Annotated in this window: 16 protein-coding genes; 11 read left to right on the forward strand and 5 right to left on the reverse strand. The window is 73.1% G+C overall.

The window, feature by feature from the left end; genetic code table 11:
- Positions 1–27: 27 nt before the first annotated feature.
- From ACH442_RS13140 to ACH442_RS13150, 3 genes are all read left to right on the forward strand, one after another.
- Positions 28–678 carry a sulfotransferase family protein gene (locus ACH442_RS13140; RefSeq protein WP_396338196.1) on the forward strand — a complete coding sequence of 217 codons (651 nt, stop codon included), beginning with the start codon at positions 28–30 and terminating at the stop codon, positions 676–678.
- A 72-nt stretch (positions 679–750) separates the two neighbouring features.
- Positions 751–963 (forward strand): DUF3072 domain-containing protein, encoded by a 213-nt coding sequence (locus tag ACH442_RS13145; RefSeq protein ID WP_396338197.1) that lies wholly within the window; start codon positions 751–753, stop codon positions 961–963.
- Between the two features lie 130 nt (positions 964–1093).
- Positions 1094–1954, forward strand: a complete 861-nt coding sequence (locus ACH442_RS13150; RefSeq protein WP_396338198.1) for an FAD binding domain-containing protein — start codon at positions 1094–1096, stop codon at positions 1952–1954.
- Positions 1955–2183: 229 nt separating this feature from the next.
- On the opposite strand, the gene ACH442_RS13155 is transcribed toward ACH442_RS13150, so the two are convergent.
- Both ACH442_RS13155 and ACH442_RS13160 read right to left on the reverse strand, forming a co-directional pair.
- Positions 2184–3413: an ROK family protein gene (locus ACH442_RS13155; RefSeq protein ID WP_396338199.1), complete on the reverse strand. Its 1230-nt coding sequence runs from the start codon at positions 3411–3413 to the stop codon at positions 2184–2186.
- Positions 3410–5548, reverse strand: a complete 2139-nt coding sequence (locus tag ACH442_RS13160) for an alpha-galactosidase (RefSeq protein WP_396338200.1) — start codon at positions 5546–5548, stop codon at positions 3410–3412. Before ACH442_RS13160 ends, ACH442_RS13155 begins: the two co-directional genes overlap by 4 nt.
- Before the next feature lie 97 nt (positions 5549–5645).
- Between ACH442_RS13160 and ACH442_RS13165 the strand changes: the two genes are divergently transcribed.
- The 6 genes from ACH442_RS13165 to ACH442_RS13190 all read left to right on the forward strand — a co-directional run bounded on the left by ACH442_RS13165 (position 5646) and on the right by ACH442_RS13190 (position 11058).
- Positions 5646–8096: a glycosyl hydrolase 2 galactose-binding domain-containing protein gene (locus ACH442_RS13165; protein ID WP_396338201.1), complete on the forward strand. Its 2451-nt coding sequence runs from the start codon at positions 5646–5648 to the stop codon at positions 8094–8096.
- A 5-nt stretch (positions 8097–8101) separates the two neighbouring features.
- Positions 8102–8935: a LacI family DNA-binding transcriptional regulator gene (locus ACH442_RS13170; protein WP_396338202.1), complete on the forward strand. Its 834-nt coding sequence runs from the start codon at positions 8102–8104 to the stop codon at positions 8933–8935.
- Between the two features lie 150 nt (positions 8936–9085).
- Entirely contained in the window at positions 9086–9367 is a 282-nt protein-coding gene (locus tag ACH442_RS13175; RefSeq protein WP_396338203.1) for a hypothetical protein, read from the forward strand.
- Positions 9368–9394: 27 nt separating this feature from the next.
- Positions 9395–9985 (forward strand): hypothetical protein, encoded by a 591-nt coding sequence (locus ACH442_RS13180; RefSeq protein ID WP_396338204.1) that lies wholly within the window; start codon positions 9395–9397, stop codon positions 9983–9985.
- A 94-nt stretch (positions 9986–10079) separates the two neighbouring features.
- On the forward strand, positions 10080–10415 hold the full coding sequence (locus ACH442_RS13185; RefSeq protein WP_396338205.1) for a hypothetical protein: 336 nt from the start codon (positions 10080–10082) through the stop codon (positions 10413–10415).
- A 76-nt stretch (positions 10416–10491) separates the two neighbouring features.
- Complete coding sequence (locus ACH442_RS13190; protein WP_396338206.1) at positions 10492–11058, forward strand: histidine phosphatase family protein; 567 nt, start codon at positions 10492–10494, stop codon at positions 11056–11058.
- Between the two features lie 69 nt (positions 11059–11127).
- On the opposite strand, the gene ACH442_RS13195 is transcribed toward ACH442_RS13190, so the two are convergent.
- Positions 11128–13494 (reverse strand): beta-glucosidase, encoded by a 2367-nt coding sequence (locus tag ACH442_RS13195; protein ID WP_396338207.1) that lies wholly within the window; start codon positions 13492–13494, stop codon positions 11128–11130.
- A 39-nt stretch (positions 13495–13533) separates the two neighbouring features.
- Here ACH442_RS13195 and ACH442_RS13200 point away from each other — a divergent pair, with 39 nt between their 5' ends.
- Positions 13534–14511: a LacI family DNA-binding transcriptional regulator gene (locus ACH442_RS13200; RefSeq protein ID WP_396338208.1), complete on the forward strand. Its 978-nt coding sequence runs from the start codon at positions 13534–13536 to the stop codon at positions 14509–14511.
- A gap of 231 nt (positions 14512–14742) precedes the next feature.
- On the forward strand, positions 14743–15180 hold the full coding sequence (locus tag ACH442_RS13205) for a hypothetical protein (protein WP_396338209.1): 438 nt from the start codon (positions 14743–14745) through the stop codon (positions 15178–15180).
- Between the two features lie 354 nt (positions 15181–15534).
- On the opposite strand, the gene ACH442_RS13210 is transcribed toward ACH442_RS13205, so the two are convergent.
- Positions 15535–18126: a LuxR C-terminal-related transcriptional regulator gene (locus tag ACH442_RS13210; protein ID WP_396338210.1), complete on the reverse strand. Its 2592-nt coding sequence runs from the start codon at positions 18124–18126 to the stop codon at positions 15535–15537.
- A 323-nt stretch (positions 18127–18449) separates the two neighbouring features.
- A complete protein-coding gene (locus ACH442_RS13215; RefSeq protein WP_396338211.1) occupies positions 18450–19046 on the reverse strand; it encodes a hypothetical protein in 597 nt (198 codons plus the stop codon).
- Positions 19047–19203 lie beyond the last annotated feature (157 nt).

Genomic DNA, 19203 nt, shown 5'->3' on the forward strand with positions numbered 1-19203 from the left:
TCAAGAAAGTCCGTGTATGAAAGATAGATGGATGTCATCGGTGCGGGACTGGGACGAACCGGAACACTGAGCCTGAGAGCCGCCCTGGAGCGGCTCGGCGAAGGGCCGTGCGCGCACATGCTGCCGCTGATGGCGGACGAGGAGCGCTGCCGGCTGTTCACCCGAGCAGCCGGCGGCGAGCTGGACCGGCTCGACGAGGCGTTCGCCGGGTTCCGGTCGACGGTCGACTGGCCCGGCGTCTACTTCTGGCGGCACCTGATCGAGCAGTACCCGACAGCCAAGGTCATCCTCACCGTGCGGGATGCGGGGGAGTGGTACGCCAGCGCGGAACGCACCATCTGGGCCGCCGCGCAGACGCCCGTGCCACCACGACTCACCGCCTTCCGGGAGATGGCCGAGGCGACGAACTTCGAGGGCATGTTCCACGGGCGGTTCGGGGAGCGGGCGTACGCGATCGGGGTCTTCGACCGGCACAACGCCGCCGTCCGCGAGGCGGTGCCCGCCGACCGCCTGCTCGAATACCGGATCGGGCAAGGGTGGGAGCCGCTCTGCGAGTTCCTCGGACACCCGGTCCCGGACGAGCCGTTCCCGCGGCTGAACGACTCCGAGGCGTTCCAGCAGCGGATCCGGGGCCTCGCGGCGACCCGGTTACCGGCAGCCGGGCACGCGGACGGGTGACCGGCCGGTGTGATCGCGTCCGGGTTGGGTACTGGCACGGACGTTCGAAGCACCGGAGCGGAGGAACCTGACATGGCGGACCCGAAGAGCGCACCCACGGGTGACAACCGGGTGAAGGACCCGGAGGACTGGACCACCGGTGACGAGCCGGCGACCGGGGCGCAGGAGTCCTACCTGCACACCCTGGCCACCGAGGCGCACGAGGACGTGCCGGACGGCCTGACCAAGGCCGAGGCCTCGCAGCGGATCGACGACCTTCAGGAAAAGACCGGCCGCGGCCGGTGACCGTCACCCGGACGGGGGCGCGGGGTGGCCGACCGGCGATCGGCGGCCGACAATGTAGGCACTTGTCAACCCGGCCGGGGAGCCGCCCGGCCGGGCCCGCAGCGTGAGCTGATCAGCTGGAGGATCAGGCATGCCGGAAGCCTTCGAGTACATCGCCGCGCGCAGCGTCGGCGACGTGCTGGACGCGCTGGCCGACGGGCGCACCTCGGTGCTCGCCGGTGGCCAGAGCCTGCTGGTCGAGCCGACCCTGGGCTCCGGCCCGCCCTGCCCCGAGCCCCCGTTGCGGGTGGTGGACATCAACCCGATCGCCGGGCTGGACACGCTCACCGAGGCCGACGGGGTGCTGCGGGTCGGGCCGCTGGTCCGGCACGACGCGTTCGAGGCGGACGTGGTCGGCGGCGCGCTGGGTGACCTGATGCGGCTGGTCGTCTGCCACATCGGGCACCCGCCCGTCCGGGCCCGCGGCACCATGCTCGGCAGTCTCGCCTACGCCCACCCGGCGGCGGAATGGCCGGTCGTCGCGGTGGCGCTCGGCGCGCATCTGGTCCTGGCCACGACGACCGGGCGGCGGACGGTGCCGGCGGTGAGTTTCTACACCGGCCCGTTCAGCACCGTGCGGCGGCCCGACGAACTGCTGATCGAGGCGTGGCTGCCGGTGCTGCCCGAGAGCACCGGCGCCGGGTATGCCGAGGACCGGCGCACCACGATCTACCCCCAGGCGGCGGCCCTGGCCACGCTCACGGTCGTCGACGGTGTGGTCACCGGCGCGGCGATCGGGCTGGTCAACGCCGGGCCGTGCCCGGTGCGGGCCCGCACCGCCGAGCGGGAACTGGTCGGTCATCCCCCCTCCGACACGATGATCAACGCCGCGGCCGACTGCGCCGCCGAGGCCGACGGCCGTGGACAGCAGGCCTTCCGAGTGCTGGTCCGCCGCGCACTCACGCAGGCCCGCAACCGGGTCCGCACCGGAGTCCCCGCCGCCGAGGCCTGAGCACCCGCGACCAGATCGGGCACGGCCGGGCCGCGCCGGGAGAGCGTTGCCGGTCAGGTGCCGAGAGGTCGCGCCGGGAGAGTAGCGGGTCACGTGCGGGAGGCCGGTGCGGGGGAGCGGCGGCCGGCCGGCGGTGACCCGGGCGCGCCCGCCGGGAGTGGCGGCCGGTCCGATGCGGTGCGGTCGCCTCGTCGGGCGGCCCGGCCGCGGCCGGGACGCGGCAGGTGGGTCAGGCGCGCAGGTGGGACTGGAGGACCAGGGCGGCGGCGCCGGTGGCCGAGGCGGTGGCGGCGGCCAGGGAGACGGTGACGGTGACGTTGCGGTGCCAGGTGCGGGAGTCGGCGGGAGCGAGCCGCCGCATGATGGCCGGGCCGTAGATCGCCGAGGCGGCCGCGAAGCCCGGGCCGGTGAGCACGACCAGATCGATGTCGAGCAGGTTCACCACCGACTCGGCGGCGGCGGCCACGTAGCGGGCGGAGGACTCCAGCAGGGCGCGGCAGTGCGGGGCGCCGGCGCGGGCGGCCCGGGCGACCGCGCCGAAGTCCGACGTGACGCTGCGCAGCGGCTGGGAGAGGTCCAGGCCGGCTTCGGTGGCGGCGACGCGGTCGTCACGGGCGGCGGCCACGACCGTGCGCGGGCCGGCCAGCACCTCCAGGCAGCCGCGGCTGCCGCACCAGCATTCCGGGCCGAAGACGTCCAGGCAGAGGTGCCCGAATTCGCCGGGGCTGGCGTGACTGCCCCGCATGGCGCGACCCTCGACGACGATGCCGGCGCCGAGCCCGCCGCCCATGTAGAGCGCGGCGAACGCCTGTTCCGGGCCGACCCGGGCCACCCAGTACTCCCCGACGGCGGCGGCGGTCGCGTCGTTCTCCACCAGCACCGGCCAGCCGGTCGCGGCCGAGAGCCGGTTGCCCAGCTCGTCGCCGCGAAGGCCGCGCAGGTGCGGGAGGGTGTCGTCGGCGGGACCGGTGCCGCTGTGCGGGCCGGGGCGGACGATGCCGACGCCGAGGCATCGGGCCGGGTCGACGCCGGAGCCGGCGAGCAGCGTGTCGATGTCGGCGGCGAGGGCGCGCAGGACGGCGTCGGGGTCGTCGCCGAGCGGTGCGGGGCGGGCCAGCCGGGAGATGACGCCTCCGGTCTGGCCGGTCAGCACGTACGTCGTGGCGTCCTCGTCCAGGTGCACCCCCACCGACAGCCGCGCGGTCGGGTCGAGTTGCAGCAGCGTGCGGGGTTTTCCGCCGGTCGGGGTGCGGCCGGTCTCGACGAGCAGGCCCTCCTCCAGCAGACGGCGGACGGTCATCGACACCGCGGCCTCGGTCAGCCCCGTGATCTTGGCGAGCTCGACGCGGCTGAGTGGTTCGGAGGCGCGGATGGCGTCGAGGATGCTCTCCCGCGCGCCGGGACGACGCCCCCGCCCGGGCCGGCCTGCCGGCGCAGTGGCGCCGACCCCTTCTCTCACGCTTCCTCCACCGCCGCCGTGACGCGCACGAGGAGGACGCGATCCGGATAGAGCACCGGGAGCCGGAGTCCGACGGTGCCGAGTGTGCGGCCGTTCAGGCGTACCCCCTGGGGCGTGCACCAGGGTAACGCAGCGCCCCACGTCGCGGCGTTACCGTCAGCAACGTCACCCGGCGGCTGCGGGCGTACGTGATATGTCCGGTTCTCGTCGAGCCCGGGGAGCCCGATGGTCCCGGGTGGGTAGGAGGGACTGGTGGCGGTGGCGATGACGGCGAACAACGCGTCTGATTTGTCCGCGGCGACCACCCCGGTCACCGTATAGGCGGCATCAGTCACGTCGGCGTGAACCAGATCGCCGCTGTGCAGCAGGCCGCGCACTTCCTTGTAGAGCGCCACCCAGGCCGAGATCTCGGCGATGTCCGTCTCGGCGGCGCGGGTCACATCCCACTCGATTCCGAAGTGTCCGAAAAGGGCGGCGCCGGCCCGGGTGGCGAGCGGCAACGAACGGCGAGTCGTGTGTGACACCGGCGCTCCCACGTGCGACCCGATCAGCTCGAGGGGGATCAGCAGCGAAGTCCACCGCTGGATCGACACCCGCTCGTGCGCGTCGATGCAGTCCGACGCCCACACCCGATCGGTCCGCTCCAGGATCTCCAGGTCGACCCGCCCGCCCCCGGACGAGCACGACTCGATCTCCACGCCGGGATGCCGCGCCCGCAGCTCGTCGAGCAGCCGATACGCGGCGCGCGTCTGATCGTGGACCCCGGCGCGCCCGCTCGCCGGATGCCCGGCTTCGACGAGGTCCCGGTTGTGGTCCCACTTCAGGTACGCGATGTCGTAGTCGGTCAGCAGTGCGTCCAGGCGTTCCAGCACGTGATCGAAAGCGGACGGATTCGCGAGGTCGAGCACCTGCTGACTGCGAGCCGGCCGGGGCAGCCGATCACCGGCCGCCATGATCCACTCAGGGTGCGCGCGAGCCAGCTCCGAGTCCGGGCTGATCATCTCGGGTTCGACCCAGAGCCCGAACTCCAGGCCCAGCCCGCGCACCACCTCGATCAGCGGCCCGAGGCCGTGCGGCCAGACGTCGGGCGAGACGAACCAGTCGCCGAGCCCGGACGTGTCGTCGCGGCGGGAGCCGAACCAGCCGTCGTCGAGCACGAAACGTTCCGCGCCGATCGTGGCGGCGGCCTTCGCCAGCTCGGTCAACCGGGCAAGATCGTGGTCGAAGTAGACGGCCTCCCACGTGTTGACCACGACCGGGCGCGGCGTCGACGGATGGTTCGGACGGCTCCGGAGGTGCTGGTGGAAACGGGACGAGACGCCGTCCAGCCCGGTCGCGCTGTGCACGGCGTACACCCAGGGGGTTCGATAGGTCTCGCCCTCGGCGAGTCCCACCTCGCCGGGCAGCAACAGCTCGCCGCCGCCCAGCGCCGACCAGCCGTGACAGGTGCGCTCGGCGATCGAGCGCGCGCCGCCGGAGAACGCGGTGTGCAGCGCCCAGACCTCGCCGCTGCGATTGTCGAAACCGGTCGTGCCGGCGCAGAGCAGATAGGCCGAGTCGTATCCCGTGCGGCCGGTGCGGTTCTCCCGGACGCGCAGGCCGTGCGTGAACGCGGTCCGTTGCGGCTGTCGCTCGCGCAGGTGGTGACCGGTGAAGTCGAGCAGCTCGGCGGCCCGGTCGGGCACCGGCAGGAAGAGCGTGAGGTGCTCCAGCCAGTAGGTGCCGGGCGCGGTGCTGGTCAGCGCGGCCCGGCCACGAAGAACCCCGGCCGGATGCAATTCCAGGTCGAGGATGAGTTCCAGACTCGCCCGAGGATCAAGAGCGGTCAGCCGTACGGCATGAGGTTGCTGATCGATCGCGGTCAGCTCGAAGGCGGTGGACCAGGCGCGGCCGTCCCGGTGCCCGGCCAGTCCCGGCGTTCCGAGCCAGCCCGACGACTGCTCCGGGAGCAGCGACGGCCGCACCTCGCCGTCCACGGAGAACCCGATCGGCTGCGGCGCGACGGCGGTCAGCAGCTCGGCGGTGGCCTCGTCGAGGGCCGCGCCCCAGTGCGCCACCGACGGCAGGCCCGGCCCGCGGCAGTCGAGCACGAGACTCACCCCGGCGGCGCTCAGGTGCACCAGGTCCGGCCCCATCGGCGACTCCTTTACCAGCGTTGACGGACTTCGTTCAGTTGCTTAAGAATGCTATCTGCCCCGCATGCGGCGGCACTAGGAACAGGAGCCGTTCTCAATGATCAGAACCGATCTTCACGAGGGCTGGACCGTGCGTGCCGCCGGTGGTCCGGTGCCGGCCGGGATCGCCGACGAGCCGGTGCCGGCGACGGTGCCCGGCACGGTCCACACCGACCTGCTGGACGCCGAGCTGATCCCGGACCCGTACCTGGGGGAGAACGAGGCCCACCTGGCCTGGTTCCATCGGGCGGCCTGGCTCTACGCCACGACGGCCGAGATCGCGCCGGCCGCCGCGGACGAACGGGTCGACCTGGTCTTCGAGGGGCTCGACACGGTCGCGACGATCGAGTTCGACGGGATCGAGCTGGGCCGGACCGCGAACATGCACCGCAGCTACCGGTTCGACGTGCGGGATCGGCTGCGGGACGGGCGGATCCCGCTGTCGGTGCGGTTCGACTCGGCGCTCGACTATGCGGAGGAGCTGCAGAAGGTGATCGGGGAACGTCCCCGGCCCTATCCGCACCCGTTCAACGCCGTACGGAAAATGGCCTGTTCTTTTGGTTGGGACTGGGGTCCTGACCTGCAGACGGCCGGGATCTGGAAGCCGGTGCGAGTGGAGCGGTGGCGGGTGGCGCGGCTCGCGTCGGTGCGGCCGCTGGCCACGCTGGACGCGGACGGGACGGGCCGGCTCGTCGTGCACGTCGACGTGGAGCACGCGAAGCGGGGGGAGGACCGTGAGGTCGTCGCCGAGGTGCGACTGGGCGAGCACGTCTCGCAGATCCGCCTGCGAGAGGGCGAGATCTCCGGCATGACCGAGATCCTGGTCCCGGACGCGCCGGTGTGGTGGCCGATCGGCCACGGCGATCAACCGCTGGTCGGCGTCAGCGTGATCCTGCGTGACGACGACGAGGACCTGGACGTCTTCGAGACCCGGGTCGGCTTCCGCACGGTGACCCTGGACGAGACGCCGGACGAGACCGGGAGCGCTTTCACGCTGATCGTCAACGGTCAGCCGGTCTTCGTCCGCGGCCTGAACTGGATTCCCGAGGACCACCTGCTCACCCGGTTGGACCGCGGCATCTACGAGGCCGCGATCCAGCGTGCGATCGACGCGAACACCAACCTGCTGCGCGTCTGGGGCGGCGGCATCTACGAGAGCGACGACTTCTACCACCTCTGCGACGAGCGCGGCGTCCTCGTCTGGCAGGACTTCCCGCTGGCCTGCGCCGCCTACGCCGAGGAGGAGCCGATCCGCTCCGAGATCCTCGCCGAGGCGCGGGAGAACATCGGCCGGCTCACCCCGCACCCGTCACTCGTGCTGTGGAACGGCGGCAACGAGAACATCTGGGGTCACGAGGACTGGCACTGGAAGGCGAAGCTCGGCGACCTGACCTGGGGCGCGGGCTACTACTACGAGTTGTTCCCGGCGCTGCTGGCCGAGCTGGACCCGACCCGGCCGTATCACCCGGGCAGCCCGTCGAGCCCCGGCCACGACCCTTCGGACGTGCACCCGAACGACGACCGGTACGGCACCCGGCACGAGTGGGAGGCGTGGAACCGGCAGGACTACACCTATCACGCGAACTTCGTGCCGCGGTTCTGCTCCGAGTTCGGCTGGCAGGCACCGGCGACCTGGTCGACGCTGCGGGAGTCGCTCGCGCCGGAGGACCTCGACCAGGAGTCGCCGGCGTTCCTGCTGCACCAGAAGGCCGAGGGCGGCAACGACAAGCTGAACACCGGGATCGCCCGTCACCTGCCGGTGCCGGAGGACTTCGAGGACTGGCACTGGGCGGCACAGCTGAATCAGGCGCGGGCCACGGCGTACGCGATCGGGCATCTGCGCAGTCATGCGCCGCGGACCATGGGCAGCATTCTGTGGCAGCTCAACGACTGCTGGCCGGTGACGTCGTGGGCCGTCGTGGACGGGGCGGGGCGGCTCAAACCGGCCTGGTACGCGCTGCGCCGGTCCTATGCGCCGCGCCTGATCCACTTCCGCGAGGGCGCGCTGATCGTGATCAACGACAGCCCGGAGGAGTGGCAGGGCTCGGCGTTGTTGCAGCGCGTGGGGTTCGACGGAGAGGTGCGCGAAAAATCGGCGAGATCGGTCACCGTGCCTGCTCGCTCGGTGGCCGTCGTCAAGCTCGACGACGGGCTCACCACGCCCGAGGACGCGACCCGCGAGGTGCTCGTCGCCGACCTCGACGGACTCCGAGCCACCCACCTGTTCGCCGAGGACGTCGATCTCGCCTACGAATCCACGCCGGTCATTGCGGACATCACCCCGGCCGAGGGCGGATACTCCATCACCGTGACCGCCACCGCCTTCGCCCGCGACGTCGCCCTCCTCGCCGACAAGATCGACCCCGGCGCGTACGTCGACGACATGCTCGTCGACCTGCTGCCCGGCGAGAGTCACACCTTCCACGTCCGCACCACCTGGGCCGACGCGCGGGCGTTCGGCACGCCGGCGGTGCTGCGCTCGGCGAACACCCTCGTGGCCGGGGACTGATCGCGGTGGCCGGCGCGCTGATCGGGCTGGTGCTGACCGGCAGTGCCGCCCGGGTCGGGGTGGAGCCGTTCTTCATGGAGCTGATCGCCGGCATGGAGGAGGCGCTCGCCCCGGCCGGGGCGACCGTGCTGCTGCTGGTCGTGCCGGACCTCGACGCCGAGCTGGCCACCTACCGCCGCTGGGCCGACGACCACACGGTGGCCGCGGTCGTGGTGGTCAACCTGGTCCACGACGACGTGCGGCCCGAGCGGGTGGCCGGTCTCGGGCTGCCCGCGGTGCTCGCCGGCCGGCATCCCGGGTCGTTCGCCAAGGTGGTGACCGACGACGCGGGGGCGATGACCACCGCGATCGAGACGCTGAGCAATCTCGGTCACCGGGTCGTGGGCCGGGTCAGCGGGCCGGCCGACCTGGTGCACACCGCGGAACGCACGGCGGCGATCCGGGCGGCGGCCGACCGGCGCGGGGTCAGGGTCCTGATCGCCGAGGGCGACTACAGCGCCGAGGGTGGCGTCCGCGGGCTGCGCGAGCTGCTGGCCGCGGATCCGGCGCCGACCGCGATCGTCTTCGACAACGACGTGATGGCGGTCGCCGCCGAGCAGGAGTTGATCCGCTCGGGCGTGCCCGTGCCGGCCCGGGTGAGTCTGCTGGCCTGCGACGACTCGCCGCTGTGCGAGCTGGCCGTGCCGCCGCTCTCGGCGCTCGGCACCGACGTGCACGAGCACGGGCTGACGCTGGGTCGCGCGGTGCTCGGCGTGGTGCGCGGCGAGCCCGGCCGTGAGCACCCCGGCCCGTCGATCAGCATCCGCCACCGGGAGAGCACCGGGCCCGCGCCGTTTTGACCGGATCAGCATCATTTGCGCGTACGGGTGGTGCTCAGCACCCTGAGTATCCGCAGGTCACACGCAAGGTGTCGGATTTTGGTCGAGCACCGCTCAACTTCATCGGCGATGATGGCCCCCACGTTGTCGCGGGGTGCGGGGGTGCCTTTGATGATGATCGTTCTCGTCGCGTCGGCGGGCCTGGTGATCGGGCTCGGACTCGCGTTCTGGCCGTGGCCCGAACGCGTGGCCCGGCATGCCGCCCGCAATGCCCCCCGGCAGGCGCCGCCGCCCGAGCCGCCGCGGACGCCGGACACGCTCGAGGGCGTGCTCACCGCGCAGCTGCTCGCCGCCGAGATCTCCCGCCCGCAGTACACGCGGGCGATGGAACGGATCGCCGCCCGGGACGAGCGACGCCACCCTCTCTCCGTCCCGCGCGATCACCGGCCCTGAGTAGTCTGCGGCGCATGGGGATGTGCCGTGAGCAGTGACGACGACCGGGTGCCGGCACCGCCGTCGGCGGACTGGGAGCTCGCCGGGAAGCGGACGATCCGGTTCGCGATCGCCTACGCGCTCGTGGCGGTGCTCGTCGTCCCGAGCTTCGCCTGGGCCACCCGGAACCCGGTCGGCGGGGTCACCGTCGCGGCGGCGGTGGTGATCGTCGGCATCGTGCTCTCCGCACTGCTGCTCGGCGCCCTCCTGGGCCTGGTCGTCTGCGCGGTGGTGTGGCTGGTGCAGACCGCGAGACCGGCGTACGGGTCGCCGTCCGCCGGGCACCTCGGCTACTGGGGGATCGGGGCGTTCGTGCTGCTGTTCGCGGCTGCCTACGTCCGGCCCGGTGGACTGCGGCTCGCCGACGCGCTGCTGCTGGCCGCCGGTGAACGCCTGCTCGGGGTGATCCTGCTGATCGCCGGGGTGGCGCACACCCGCCGGTGGATCCGGCGACGGTCCGGGACCGACGTGCCCGTGGAGGCTCAGGGAGTCATGTCCGGGCAGGTCACCGCCGAGGGCTGGAGCACCGGCTGGGACCCCGACGTGGCTCGCGACATCGAGCGGCGGCGGCGCGGCTGACGGCGTACCGAATCGATTGCGGTCTTTGTCTTGGGCTCGTGAACTTGCGTGGGTGCGGTATAGACACAGTGCCCGCGGGTATGCGCGGTTCGCCATGAGTGCCGAGGATGTGATCGAGATGCTGCTGTCCGTGCTGATCGCAGGACTGGTCGCCGCCCTGGCCCTGACGTTCTGGCCCGGGCGTCGCGGCGGGCCGTCGGGTCCCGCGGCCGGGCCCGGCCCGGTCTCGGCGGTGCTGCTGCCGGCCGAGCAACCCGCGACCCCGGCGCCGCGCCGCGCCAACACGGCCGAGGGCCTGCTCAGCAGCCGGTTGATCGACGGGGTTCTGAGCCCCGGGCAGTATCACAGCGCGATGGCGTGCCTGGCCGTCCGCGAGGAGGCCCGCAATCCGATGCGCCTCCCGGGTGAGATCGGACCCAGCGCCGACTGATGTGACCTCCGGCAACCTTCCTGCGTCGGCCCACTCCGGGATGGAAGGCTGAAGATCAGCGACGAGAGGGCGTGCGATGACGGAGATCGTGCTCATCCGGCACGGGCAGACGGAGTGGAGCGCCAACGGGCGGCACACGTCGTACACGGATCTGGAACTGACCCCGGAAGGGGAGACGCAGGCACGTCGTGCGGGGGAGCGGCTCGGCGGGCGCACGTTCGCCGCGGTGATCTCCAGCCCGCGCCGGCGTGCGCTGCGCACGGCCGAGCTGGCCGGGCTGACCGTCACCGAGGTGACCGAGGACCTGGCCGAGTGGAACTACGGGGAGTACGAGGGCATCACCACGAAACAGATCCACGCCGACCGGCCCGACTGGTCGCTCTGGACGGACGGCTGCCCCGGCGGCGAAACCCCGGAGCAGGTCGGCGAGCGGCTCGACCGGGTGCTCGCCCGCGCCCGCGCGATCGGCGGTGACGTCGCACTGATCGCGCACGGTCACAGCCTGCGGGTGGCCGGCGCGCGCTGGGTCGGCCTGCCGCCGAGCGCCGGTGGCCTGCTCAAACTGGACACCGCGACGGTGTCGGTCCTTGGCTTCGAGCACGAGGTGGATCCCGTGCTCAGCGCGTGGAACGCTCCCTGCTGAACGAAGAAGTTCTCGGGCGGGCGGCCCGATGAAGCAGGACGGTTGCCTCATCGGGCCGGCCCCGCCCGGTCACAGGGTGGCTCGGATGTCGCCCAGGCCGCGAGCGATCAGCAATTCTCCACCGGAGTCACGCTCCCAGTCCCCGGCCGTGGTGTTCCACACACGCCACATTCGCGGGTCCGGCCGGACGGTCACCCGCGCGGACTCCCCGGGCCCGACCGTGACCGCGCTCCAGCCGGCCAGCCGGACCGGCTGCCGCGGGTCGTCCGGCCGCAGGTAGACCTGCACGACCTCGCGGCTCGCGCGGCTGCTCGTGTTGGTGACGGTGACGGCCACCCCGGGTTCCTCGCCGCCCACCCGCTCGGCGCCCGAATACTCCCAGCTGCCGTAGCCCAGTCCGTGCCCGAACCAGAAGGCCGGCTCGGCGGCCCGCCCGGCGTAATGTCCCCGATAACCGATGAAGGGCCCTTCGGTGTACGGCAGGTCACCGTCCACCGGCGTCACCGACCAGGCCGGCGACTCGCCGTCCGCGGCCGGGAACGTGGTCACCAGCCGCCCGGCCGGCTCGAGCTCGCCGAGCAGCGCCGCCGCCACCGCATGCCCGCCCTCCTGACCGGGCAGCCCGGCCCAGAGCACCGCGTCGACCCGCGACAGCCACGGCATCAGGACCGGGGTGGCCGCGTTCACCACCACGACCGTGCGACGGGCGGCGCCGGCCACCGCCTCGATCAGCGCGTCCTGCGCGCCGGGCAGCGCCAGCGTGGACTTGTCGACCGACTCGGCCTCCTGCTCCTCGGTGAGGCCGGCCACGACCACGGCCACGTCGGCCTGCGCGGCGGCCCGGACCGCGTCGTCGAGCACGTCGACGACCGGGCGCGGGGCGACGTGACCGATGAGGCCGAACAGTCCGGCGTTCGCGAACGTCCCCTCGGCGACCAGCTCGACCCGCGCGGTGAGCACGTCACCCTCGGCGGCGGTGAAACGGTCCACCCGCAGCGGCGGGGTCAGCACGGCCTCGCCGATGCCGCCGCCGACCAGGTCGAGCGAGAAGTCGAACGCGGTGCCGGCCGCCGTGACGTGCCAGGTGCCGGCACCGAGCACGCCCAGCACGACCGGCCCGGCGACGCTGATCCGGCCGGTCAGCTCGGCGACGCACACCGCGCCGGCGAAGTCGTCGTCCATCCCGATCATCGTCGAGGACCGCGCGGCGAAACGGGACTCCAGCAGGTTCCCGTCCGCGTCGAACAGCCGGACCCGGACGCCCGGGTCGCCCGTCTCCGGGTCGGTGAGGAAACCGCCGCGGGCCGGGACCGGGCGGGTCCGCACCTCGACCCCGTCGGTGACGGTCACGTCCGTCATCCGCGCCGGCAGGCCCTCGGCGACACTCACCTGGTACGGCGGGTTGACCTGCGCCGAACCGCCGCCCATGTCGATCGTCTGCACGGCGTGCCGGCCGATCAGCGCGACCCTGGTCCCGCGGGACAGCGGCAGGGTGCCGCGCTCGTTGCGCAGGACCGTCATGCCGGTCGCGGCCAGGCGGGTGAGCTGCTCACGGCGTACGGCCGAATCGGGGTGGGGAAGATCGCCGGGGTGATCGCGTTCCGGGCCGCGGGCGCCGACCCGCTCGGCCAGCAGCAGGAGCCGGTCGAGGTGGTCGTCGATCACCGCCTCGTCGACCCCGCCGCGCTTGACCGCCTCGACCAGCGCGTCGCCCCACGGGCCGCCCGGGCCGGGCATGACCAGGTCGAGGCCGCCGTTCGCGGACTCGGCGGTGGTCTTCGTGGCGAACCAGTCGGACATGATCAGCCCGCGGTAACCCCACTCGCCCTTGACGATCTCGTTGTTGACGTGCCGCTGCTCGGTCGCGGCGACGCCGTTGACGTCGTTGTAGGCCGCCATCATCGTCCAGGCGTCGGACTCCTCGACGGCGATCTCGAACGGCAGCAGGTAGACCTCGCGCAGCGTGGCCTCGTCGACGACGCTGTTCATCGTGTTGCGATCAGTTTCGGACTCGTTCGCCACCAGATGCTTGAGGCAGGCGGCCACGCCCAGCTCCTGCAGACCCCGCACGTACGCCGCGGCGAGCTTGCCGGTGAGCAGCGGATCCTCCGAGTACGCCTCGAAGAGCCGGCCGCCGAGCGGACTGCGGTGCAGGTTGATCGTCGGACCGAGGACGACGTGGATCCGCTGGGCGAGCGCTTCCTCGGCGAGAATGCGGCCGGCCTCGTACGTCGCGGCGGTGTCCCAGGCGGAGGCGAGCAGCGTCGCGTTCGGCAGCAGGGCGACGACCCGCCCGCCGCTGAACTTGAGGCCCCGCACCCCGGTCGGGCCGTCGGAGAGCCGGACCTCGCGCAGGCCGAGCTGATCGTTCGGTGCGAGCGTGAAGGTCGTGGCACCGGTGAGGAGGGCGACCTTGGTGGCGAGGTCGAGCGTCATGACCCCTATGCTGACACGTGTAAGTAGTAAAGTCACCCCATGCCTGAGCCCCGCCGGATCACCAGCGCCGATGTCGCCCGCCGGGCCGGGGTCTCCCGCGCCACCGTCAGTTACGTCCTCAACGCCACCCCCGGCCAGAGCATCTCCCCGGCCACCCGCGACCGCGTGCGGCAAGCCGCCGCCGGGCTCGGCTACGCGCCGTCCGCCGCCGCCCGCACCCTGCGCACCGGACGCTCCGACGTGGTCCTCTGCCTCCTCCCCGACTGGCCCATCGGCAACGAACTCGGCAACACCCTCGGCAACCTCTCCACCGCCCTCGCCCGCGAGGGGCTCACCTTCCTCGCCCACCCCGGCAGCCGCGACGACCGGCCCATCGCCGAGATCTGGAAAGCGATCACGCCGGCCGCGGTGCTGTCCTTCACCGACTTCTCCGACGACGAGACCGAAGCCATGCGGGCGGCCGGGGTGGCGCTCGTCGTCGCGCTGCTCGGGCGCCCCGGGAGGCACGGGCGCGAGCTCGCGGTTCCGCAGACGTTGATCGGCCGCAGACAAGCAGACCACCTTTCCCGTACGGGGCATCAACGCCTCGGATACGCGTACCCCGACGATCCACGGCTGCAGATCTTCGCCGAGCCACGCCTGGCCGGGGTGAAGACGCTCACCGCGCCGGTGGTGCGGACCGTTCCGCTCGACGTGAACGGGGCAGCGGCGGCGGTCGCGGGGTGGCGGGCCGACGGGGTGAGCGGGATCTGCGCGTACAACGACGAGGTGGCGCTGGCCGTGCTCGCCGGGGCGCGGTCGCTGGGGCTGGCGACGCCCGGGGAACTGGCGGTGATCGGCGTGGACGACATTCCGGCGGCGCGGCTGGCGGTGCCGGCGCTGACCACGGTCACCACTGATCAGGAGCTGCTGGCCGCGCACCTGGCGACGACGATCGTGGCGGCGGTGGGTGGGCAGGCCGGGCCGGCGCTCTCGACGGACGAGCTGATCCGCGTCGTGGTCCGCGACTCCGCCTGATCCGTGGTTGCATCCCCGGCCGCTTTCCGCCGGCTCGGGGCCTCGTCCCGCGGGTGTTCCGGGCGGTTCTCGGGCGGCTCGGGCGCTGTCGTCCCGGGCGGCGGGCCCGGTCCGTGGTGATCCCGGCGTGACCTGAGGTGATCAGCTGACAACGAACCCACAGGTACGGCACACGGCACTTCAAGGTCCAGGGCGAATCGTGAAGGGCATCACGAGGGACTCACCGAGGAGATGACCATCATGATCGAGCAGCTCAGCCGCGAGGTCGCCCCAGCCGTCACCGCACCGGCCCCGGCAGGTGACCCGGTGGTCGCCGTCCTCGGTCAGCGGAGCCGGGTGGGTGGGCTCCCGCAACACCTGCCGACCGGGTGGACCGTCCGGCCCGTCACCGGCCTCGACGACATCCGGCCCGGCGAGATCGTGGTGCTCAGCGGGGCCGGGGCCGACGACGTGCGGACCGCGCGGGCCGTGCTGCCGCGGGCCAGCCGGGTCGTGGTCCTCATCAACGAGTGGGCGCCGGCCGAGCTGGTCGCGTCGGTCCTCACCGCCGGGGCCGACGTGTGCGTGCGCGGCGGGCATCCGGCGATCCTGGCAGGGCACCTGGTCGCTTGCCGCCGCCGGCACTTGTCGGAGCGCTGGGCGCGGATGGACCTCGCCCACACCGCATGACCCACCCCACCCGCTCCTTCCACCCCACCCTGTTCGTCCCACCCCACCTCGCTCACCCGCCCCGTCTCGCTTGCCCATCTCGCCTGCCCCGGCTCCCCGCGGCCGGCTCGGGCTCGCTGGTCGGCTCGCCCTTGTCGGCCGGCTCTCTGCGGTGCTTCCCGCTTCGCGAGGCACCGCTGAGAGCCGGCCGCCGTGCTTCCGGCGGGCGTGAGCGGTGCCTCGCCGGGGCCGAGGCACCGCCGGAAGCGGCCGGCCGGATTCGGCGGGGGTGTCAGGGGTGTCTCCCGGGCTTCGAGGCAGCGTCGAGAGCCGGCCGGCTCGGTCCGGCGGTGGCTCGGCGGTGGTGCGGAAGGGTCAGCGGGCGGTGAGCAGGTGGGCCATCTCCGTCCGGGAGCGGACGCCGAGGCGGGCGAAGACGTTTCGCAGGTGGTGGTCGACCGTGCGGGTGCTCAGGTGCAACTCCTGGGCCACCTCGCGGTTCGTGGCGCCCTCGGCGACCAGCGTCGCGATCCGTAGCTGCTGCGCGGTCAGCACCGCGTCGCCGTCACCCCGGACCGGGGCTGCGGCGATCATTTCCGGTCCGGATCGTTCGCCTGCGGCGCGCAACTCCCGTACGCTCTGTGCCGCCCACGGTTCCGCGCCGAGCAGCCGGAACGTCTCGGCCGCCCGCCGCAGGTGTTCCCGGGCCGCCACGTGCCGGCGGCGACGGCGGAGCAACCGGCCGTACAGCAATTCGGTGTGAGCCCGGGGGAACCCGCTCTCCCCGGCCCGCCGCAACGCCGAGCGGAAGTGGGCCTCGGCGGCCTCCCCGTCCCGCGTCCGCAGCGCCCGGCACCGGTCGCGCAGCGCCAGCCAGCCGGACTGACCGGTGCGTCCGGCCCAGTCGTCGAACGCCGCCGCGACCCGGTTCAGCGCCGGTTCCGGACCGGCCGCCTCCAGCAGGTGCGGCACCACCGCCACGTGCAGCAGCACCGACCCGCGGCCCGGCGGGCCGGTCACGACCACGCGCAGGCGCTCCGCCGCGGCCAGCGGGCGTCCGTCGACCAGGTCCAGCAGCGCCAGTGCCCACTCGCACAACGGACGGGCCTGATCGGTTCCGGTCGCGGCCCGGATTCGCGCCTGTCCGCTGTCACGGTCCCCGACGAGCGCGGCCAGGACGGCGAGGAGCCCCAGGTGCGTACCGGCAAGGGCTGTTTGTCCGGTGCCGCGGGCCAGGGCGACGCCGTCGAGCGCCGCCGTGGTCGCCGCGTCGTAGTCCCCGGACGCCATCCCCGCCAGCGCGGCCAACTCCAGAGCACGGGGCACCAGGCTGTGCGCCCCGCCCGCGCCGGCCAGCACCGCCGCCCGGCCGGCCGCGCCGGTAGCGCCCCGCGCGTCGCCGACGATGATCCCCGCGGTCGCTGCCCTGATCAGCGGGATCGGCTCGGCGACCGACCCGGCGAGCGTCAGCTCCCGCCGGAAGCGCTCGAACGCCGCGTCCTCGTGCCCCAGCGCCAGCTCGGCCAGCCCGGCGACATGGTGGTACGCCATCGCGACCGGCGGTGACTCGTCGCCGCGCTGCCCGGCAACGATGCGTTGCGCCAGTGTGATGTATCGGCCCTGCTCACCGGCGAGGCAGGCGGCTTCACCGGCCAGGGCGAGCGCGTCGAGCGCGGTCACGGGGTCGGCGTCACCGATGTCGGCGGCCACGTCCATGAGGATCTCGCGGGAGGCGGGCTCGTCGGGGCGCATCTCGGCGGCGAGGCCGCGCGCCCGGAGACGCGTCTCCGCGGATCGGCGGGCCCGCACGTGGGTTCCGGGTGCGGGGCCCGTGAGGTGGGTGGCGGTGTGCTCGGCGGTTCGGAGCAGTTGGGTGGCGCGGTGGGGGCGGCCGGCCAGCCACGCCGCGCGGGCCGCGTCGAGCAGGGCGGCGTCGCGCGCGGCCGGGTCCGGGGTGAGCTGCGCGGCGTACCGGAGAGCTTCGGTGGCGAAGGCCGGCGCGGCCGGCGCGGCAGCCTGGGTGAGTGCGGCCGCGAGGGCGGCATCGTCGCTGCTCGTGGCGGCGGCATGGTGGAGCAGGGCATCGAGGTGGCGGCCGCGGCCGGTGGACGCCTCGGCCAGCGCGAGGTGGGCCGCCTGCCGCGCGACCGCGGTCATCCCGTGATAGGTGACCGATCGCGAGACCGGTGATCCGAAGCGGACGTGGTCGTCGTCGACGGTGATCAGGCCGGCGTGCTCGGCCGGGGCGAGGTCGCTCAGGCGGCCGTGTGCGAGCAGGACGGGCAGCGGGGGCGGCGGTTCGCAGGCGGCCAGCCGGAGCAGGGTTCGGGTGGCCGCGGGCAGGGCCTCGAGCTCGGCGAGGAGCCGGTGGCGGAGGGGGCTGTCCCGGGGCAGAGTGTCCGGCGGGGGAGCGTAGCCGCGGCGCTGGGCCGGTGACAGAGAGTGGGCCAGATCGGTCAGTGCGGCCGGGTTCCCGCCGGACAGCTCGGTGAGTGCCACGGTCACGTCGTCGGTCAGGTCCGGGGCGTGGAGGCTCAGCAGGGCGCGGCATTCGTCGGCCGGCAGCGGGGCGAGGTGCCGGGCCGGGAAGAGCGCGAGACCGGGCGGGCCGGCGGCCAGGAACGCGATGCGGTCGCCGGTGACGCGGCGGGCGGCGTGGGCGATGGCCTGTGCGGACGGCGCGTCCAGCAGGTGGGCGTCGTCGAGGAGGACCAGCTGGGGGCGGTGCCGCGACGCCGTACGCAGGTGGTTCAGCAGGTCGTCGCCGGGGAGGAGGCGGCGGAGAGCGGCGAGCGGCAGCGTGCGCTCGGCGGCGTAGCCGGGGATCGAGTGGACGGTCCAGCCGTCGGCGCGGAGGGCAGCCTGACGCAGGAGGGCGCTGCGGCCGGATCCGGGGGAGCCGCACAGTTGGAGAGCACCGCCGTGACCTGCGGCGGCGGATCGCAGCAGATGCTCAACTTCCTGCACTAAAGGTGCATGAAACATGTCGGAAGTGTTGCGCGCGACGACGCGAAGCGAAAGAAGGACGTCGATGTCGTGCAGAGGATGAAATTTCCGGGATGTTGCGGCGGGATGAACCCAGGATCTGTGGACTCCCGCCGGCGCACCTGCCTCGGTGCGGACCCGTGCAGCCCAGCGGCCTCCGACTGCCGGCACACGTGCCCACTGTCCTGATCGGGCTGATCCGGCGTACGGGAAAAGCGGGGTGGTGATCTTCAGGAGGAACGACCGTGCCGGCGTCGCCACGACGGGGGGGGCGAACGACGCCGGCACGGTGGTCAGGGGGTGTTTCAGGAAGCGGCGCTCGCCGTCGGCTGCAGCACCTTGCAGGTTTCGACGGCCTTGGCCGTGGTGGCGTCGGACGTGTTCAGGTTGGCGGTGTCGGTGACGCCGTTCTTCTTGAGGCAGTCGTCGTAGGCCGCGTTCGCGCCGTTGCCGCCGCCGTTGCCCCGGCCGTTGCCGCCGCCGAAGCTGGGCCGGACCGACGCGCACGCCTCCTGGGCCTTCTGCCAGGTGGCGTCGTCCACGTCGTCGGGTTTCCGGAAGCCGCCGCCCCCGCCGGGGGAGCCGCCGTTGCGGCCGCCGAAGCTGCCGGAGGGCCGGGGCTGGCCGGAGGGCCGCGCGCCGCCGGACGGGAAGGCACCGCCGGAGGGGCGCATGCCGTTGCCGCCGGGGCCACCGGAGGGCATCGTGATCGTCACGCCGTTCTTGGAGAGGCATTCGGTGTACGCCGCGAACGCCTGGTTGTTACCGCCGCCGTTCTGCCCGGTCGTGCCGCTGGACGCGCTGCTGTCGTCCTTGTCACCGCAGGCCGCGGTGAAGGCGACCGAAACGAACGCCACCGCCGCGCACGCCGCGACCCGGCGGGCCACCCTCGACTTGATCACCGGCACAAGCGTCTCCTCATCGACACGGGCCCGCCTCCTTTTTCATCCGGCGGGCACGACGGCAAAGCGAACCGTGTCTTCCTATGCGGAAGATCGGATCCGCCTAGGAATTACCTTTGAGTGGTCTGCCGGGCTTTGAGCGAACTCCGAGGCGGGA

Origin of the sequence: Actinoplanes sp. NPDC020271 (assembly GCF_044388125.1) — a bacterium.
In the GTDB taxonomy this organism is placed as follows: Bacteria; Actinomycetota; Actinomycetes; order Mycobacteriales; family Micromonosporaceae; genus Actinoplanes.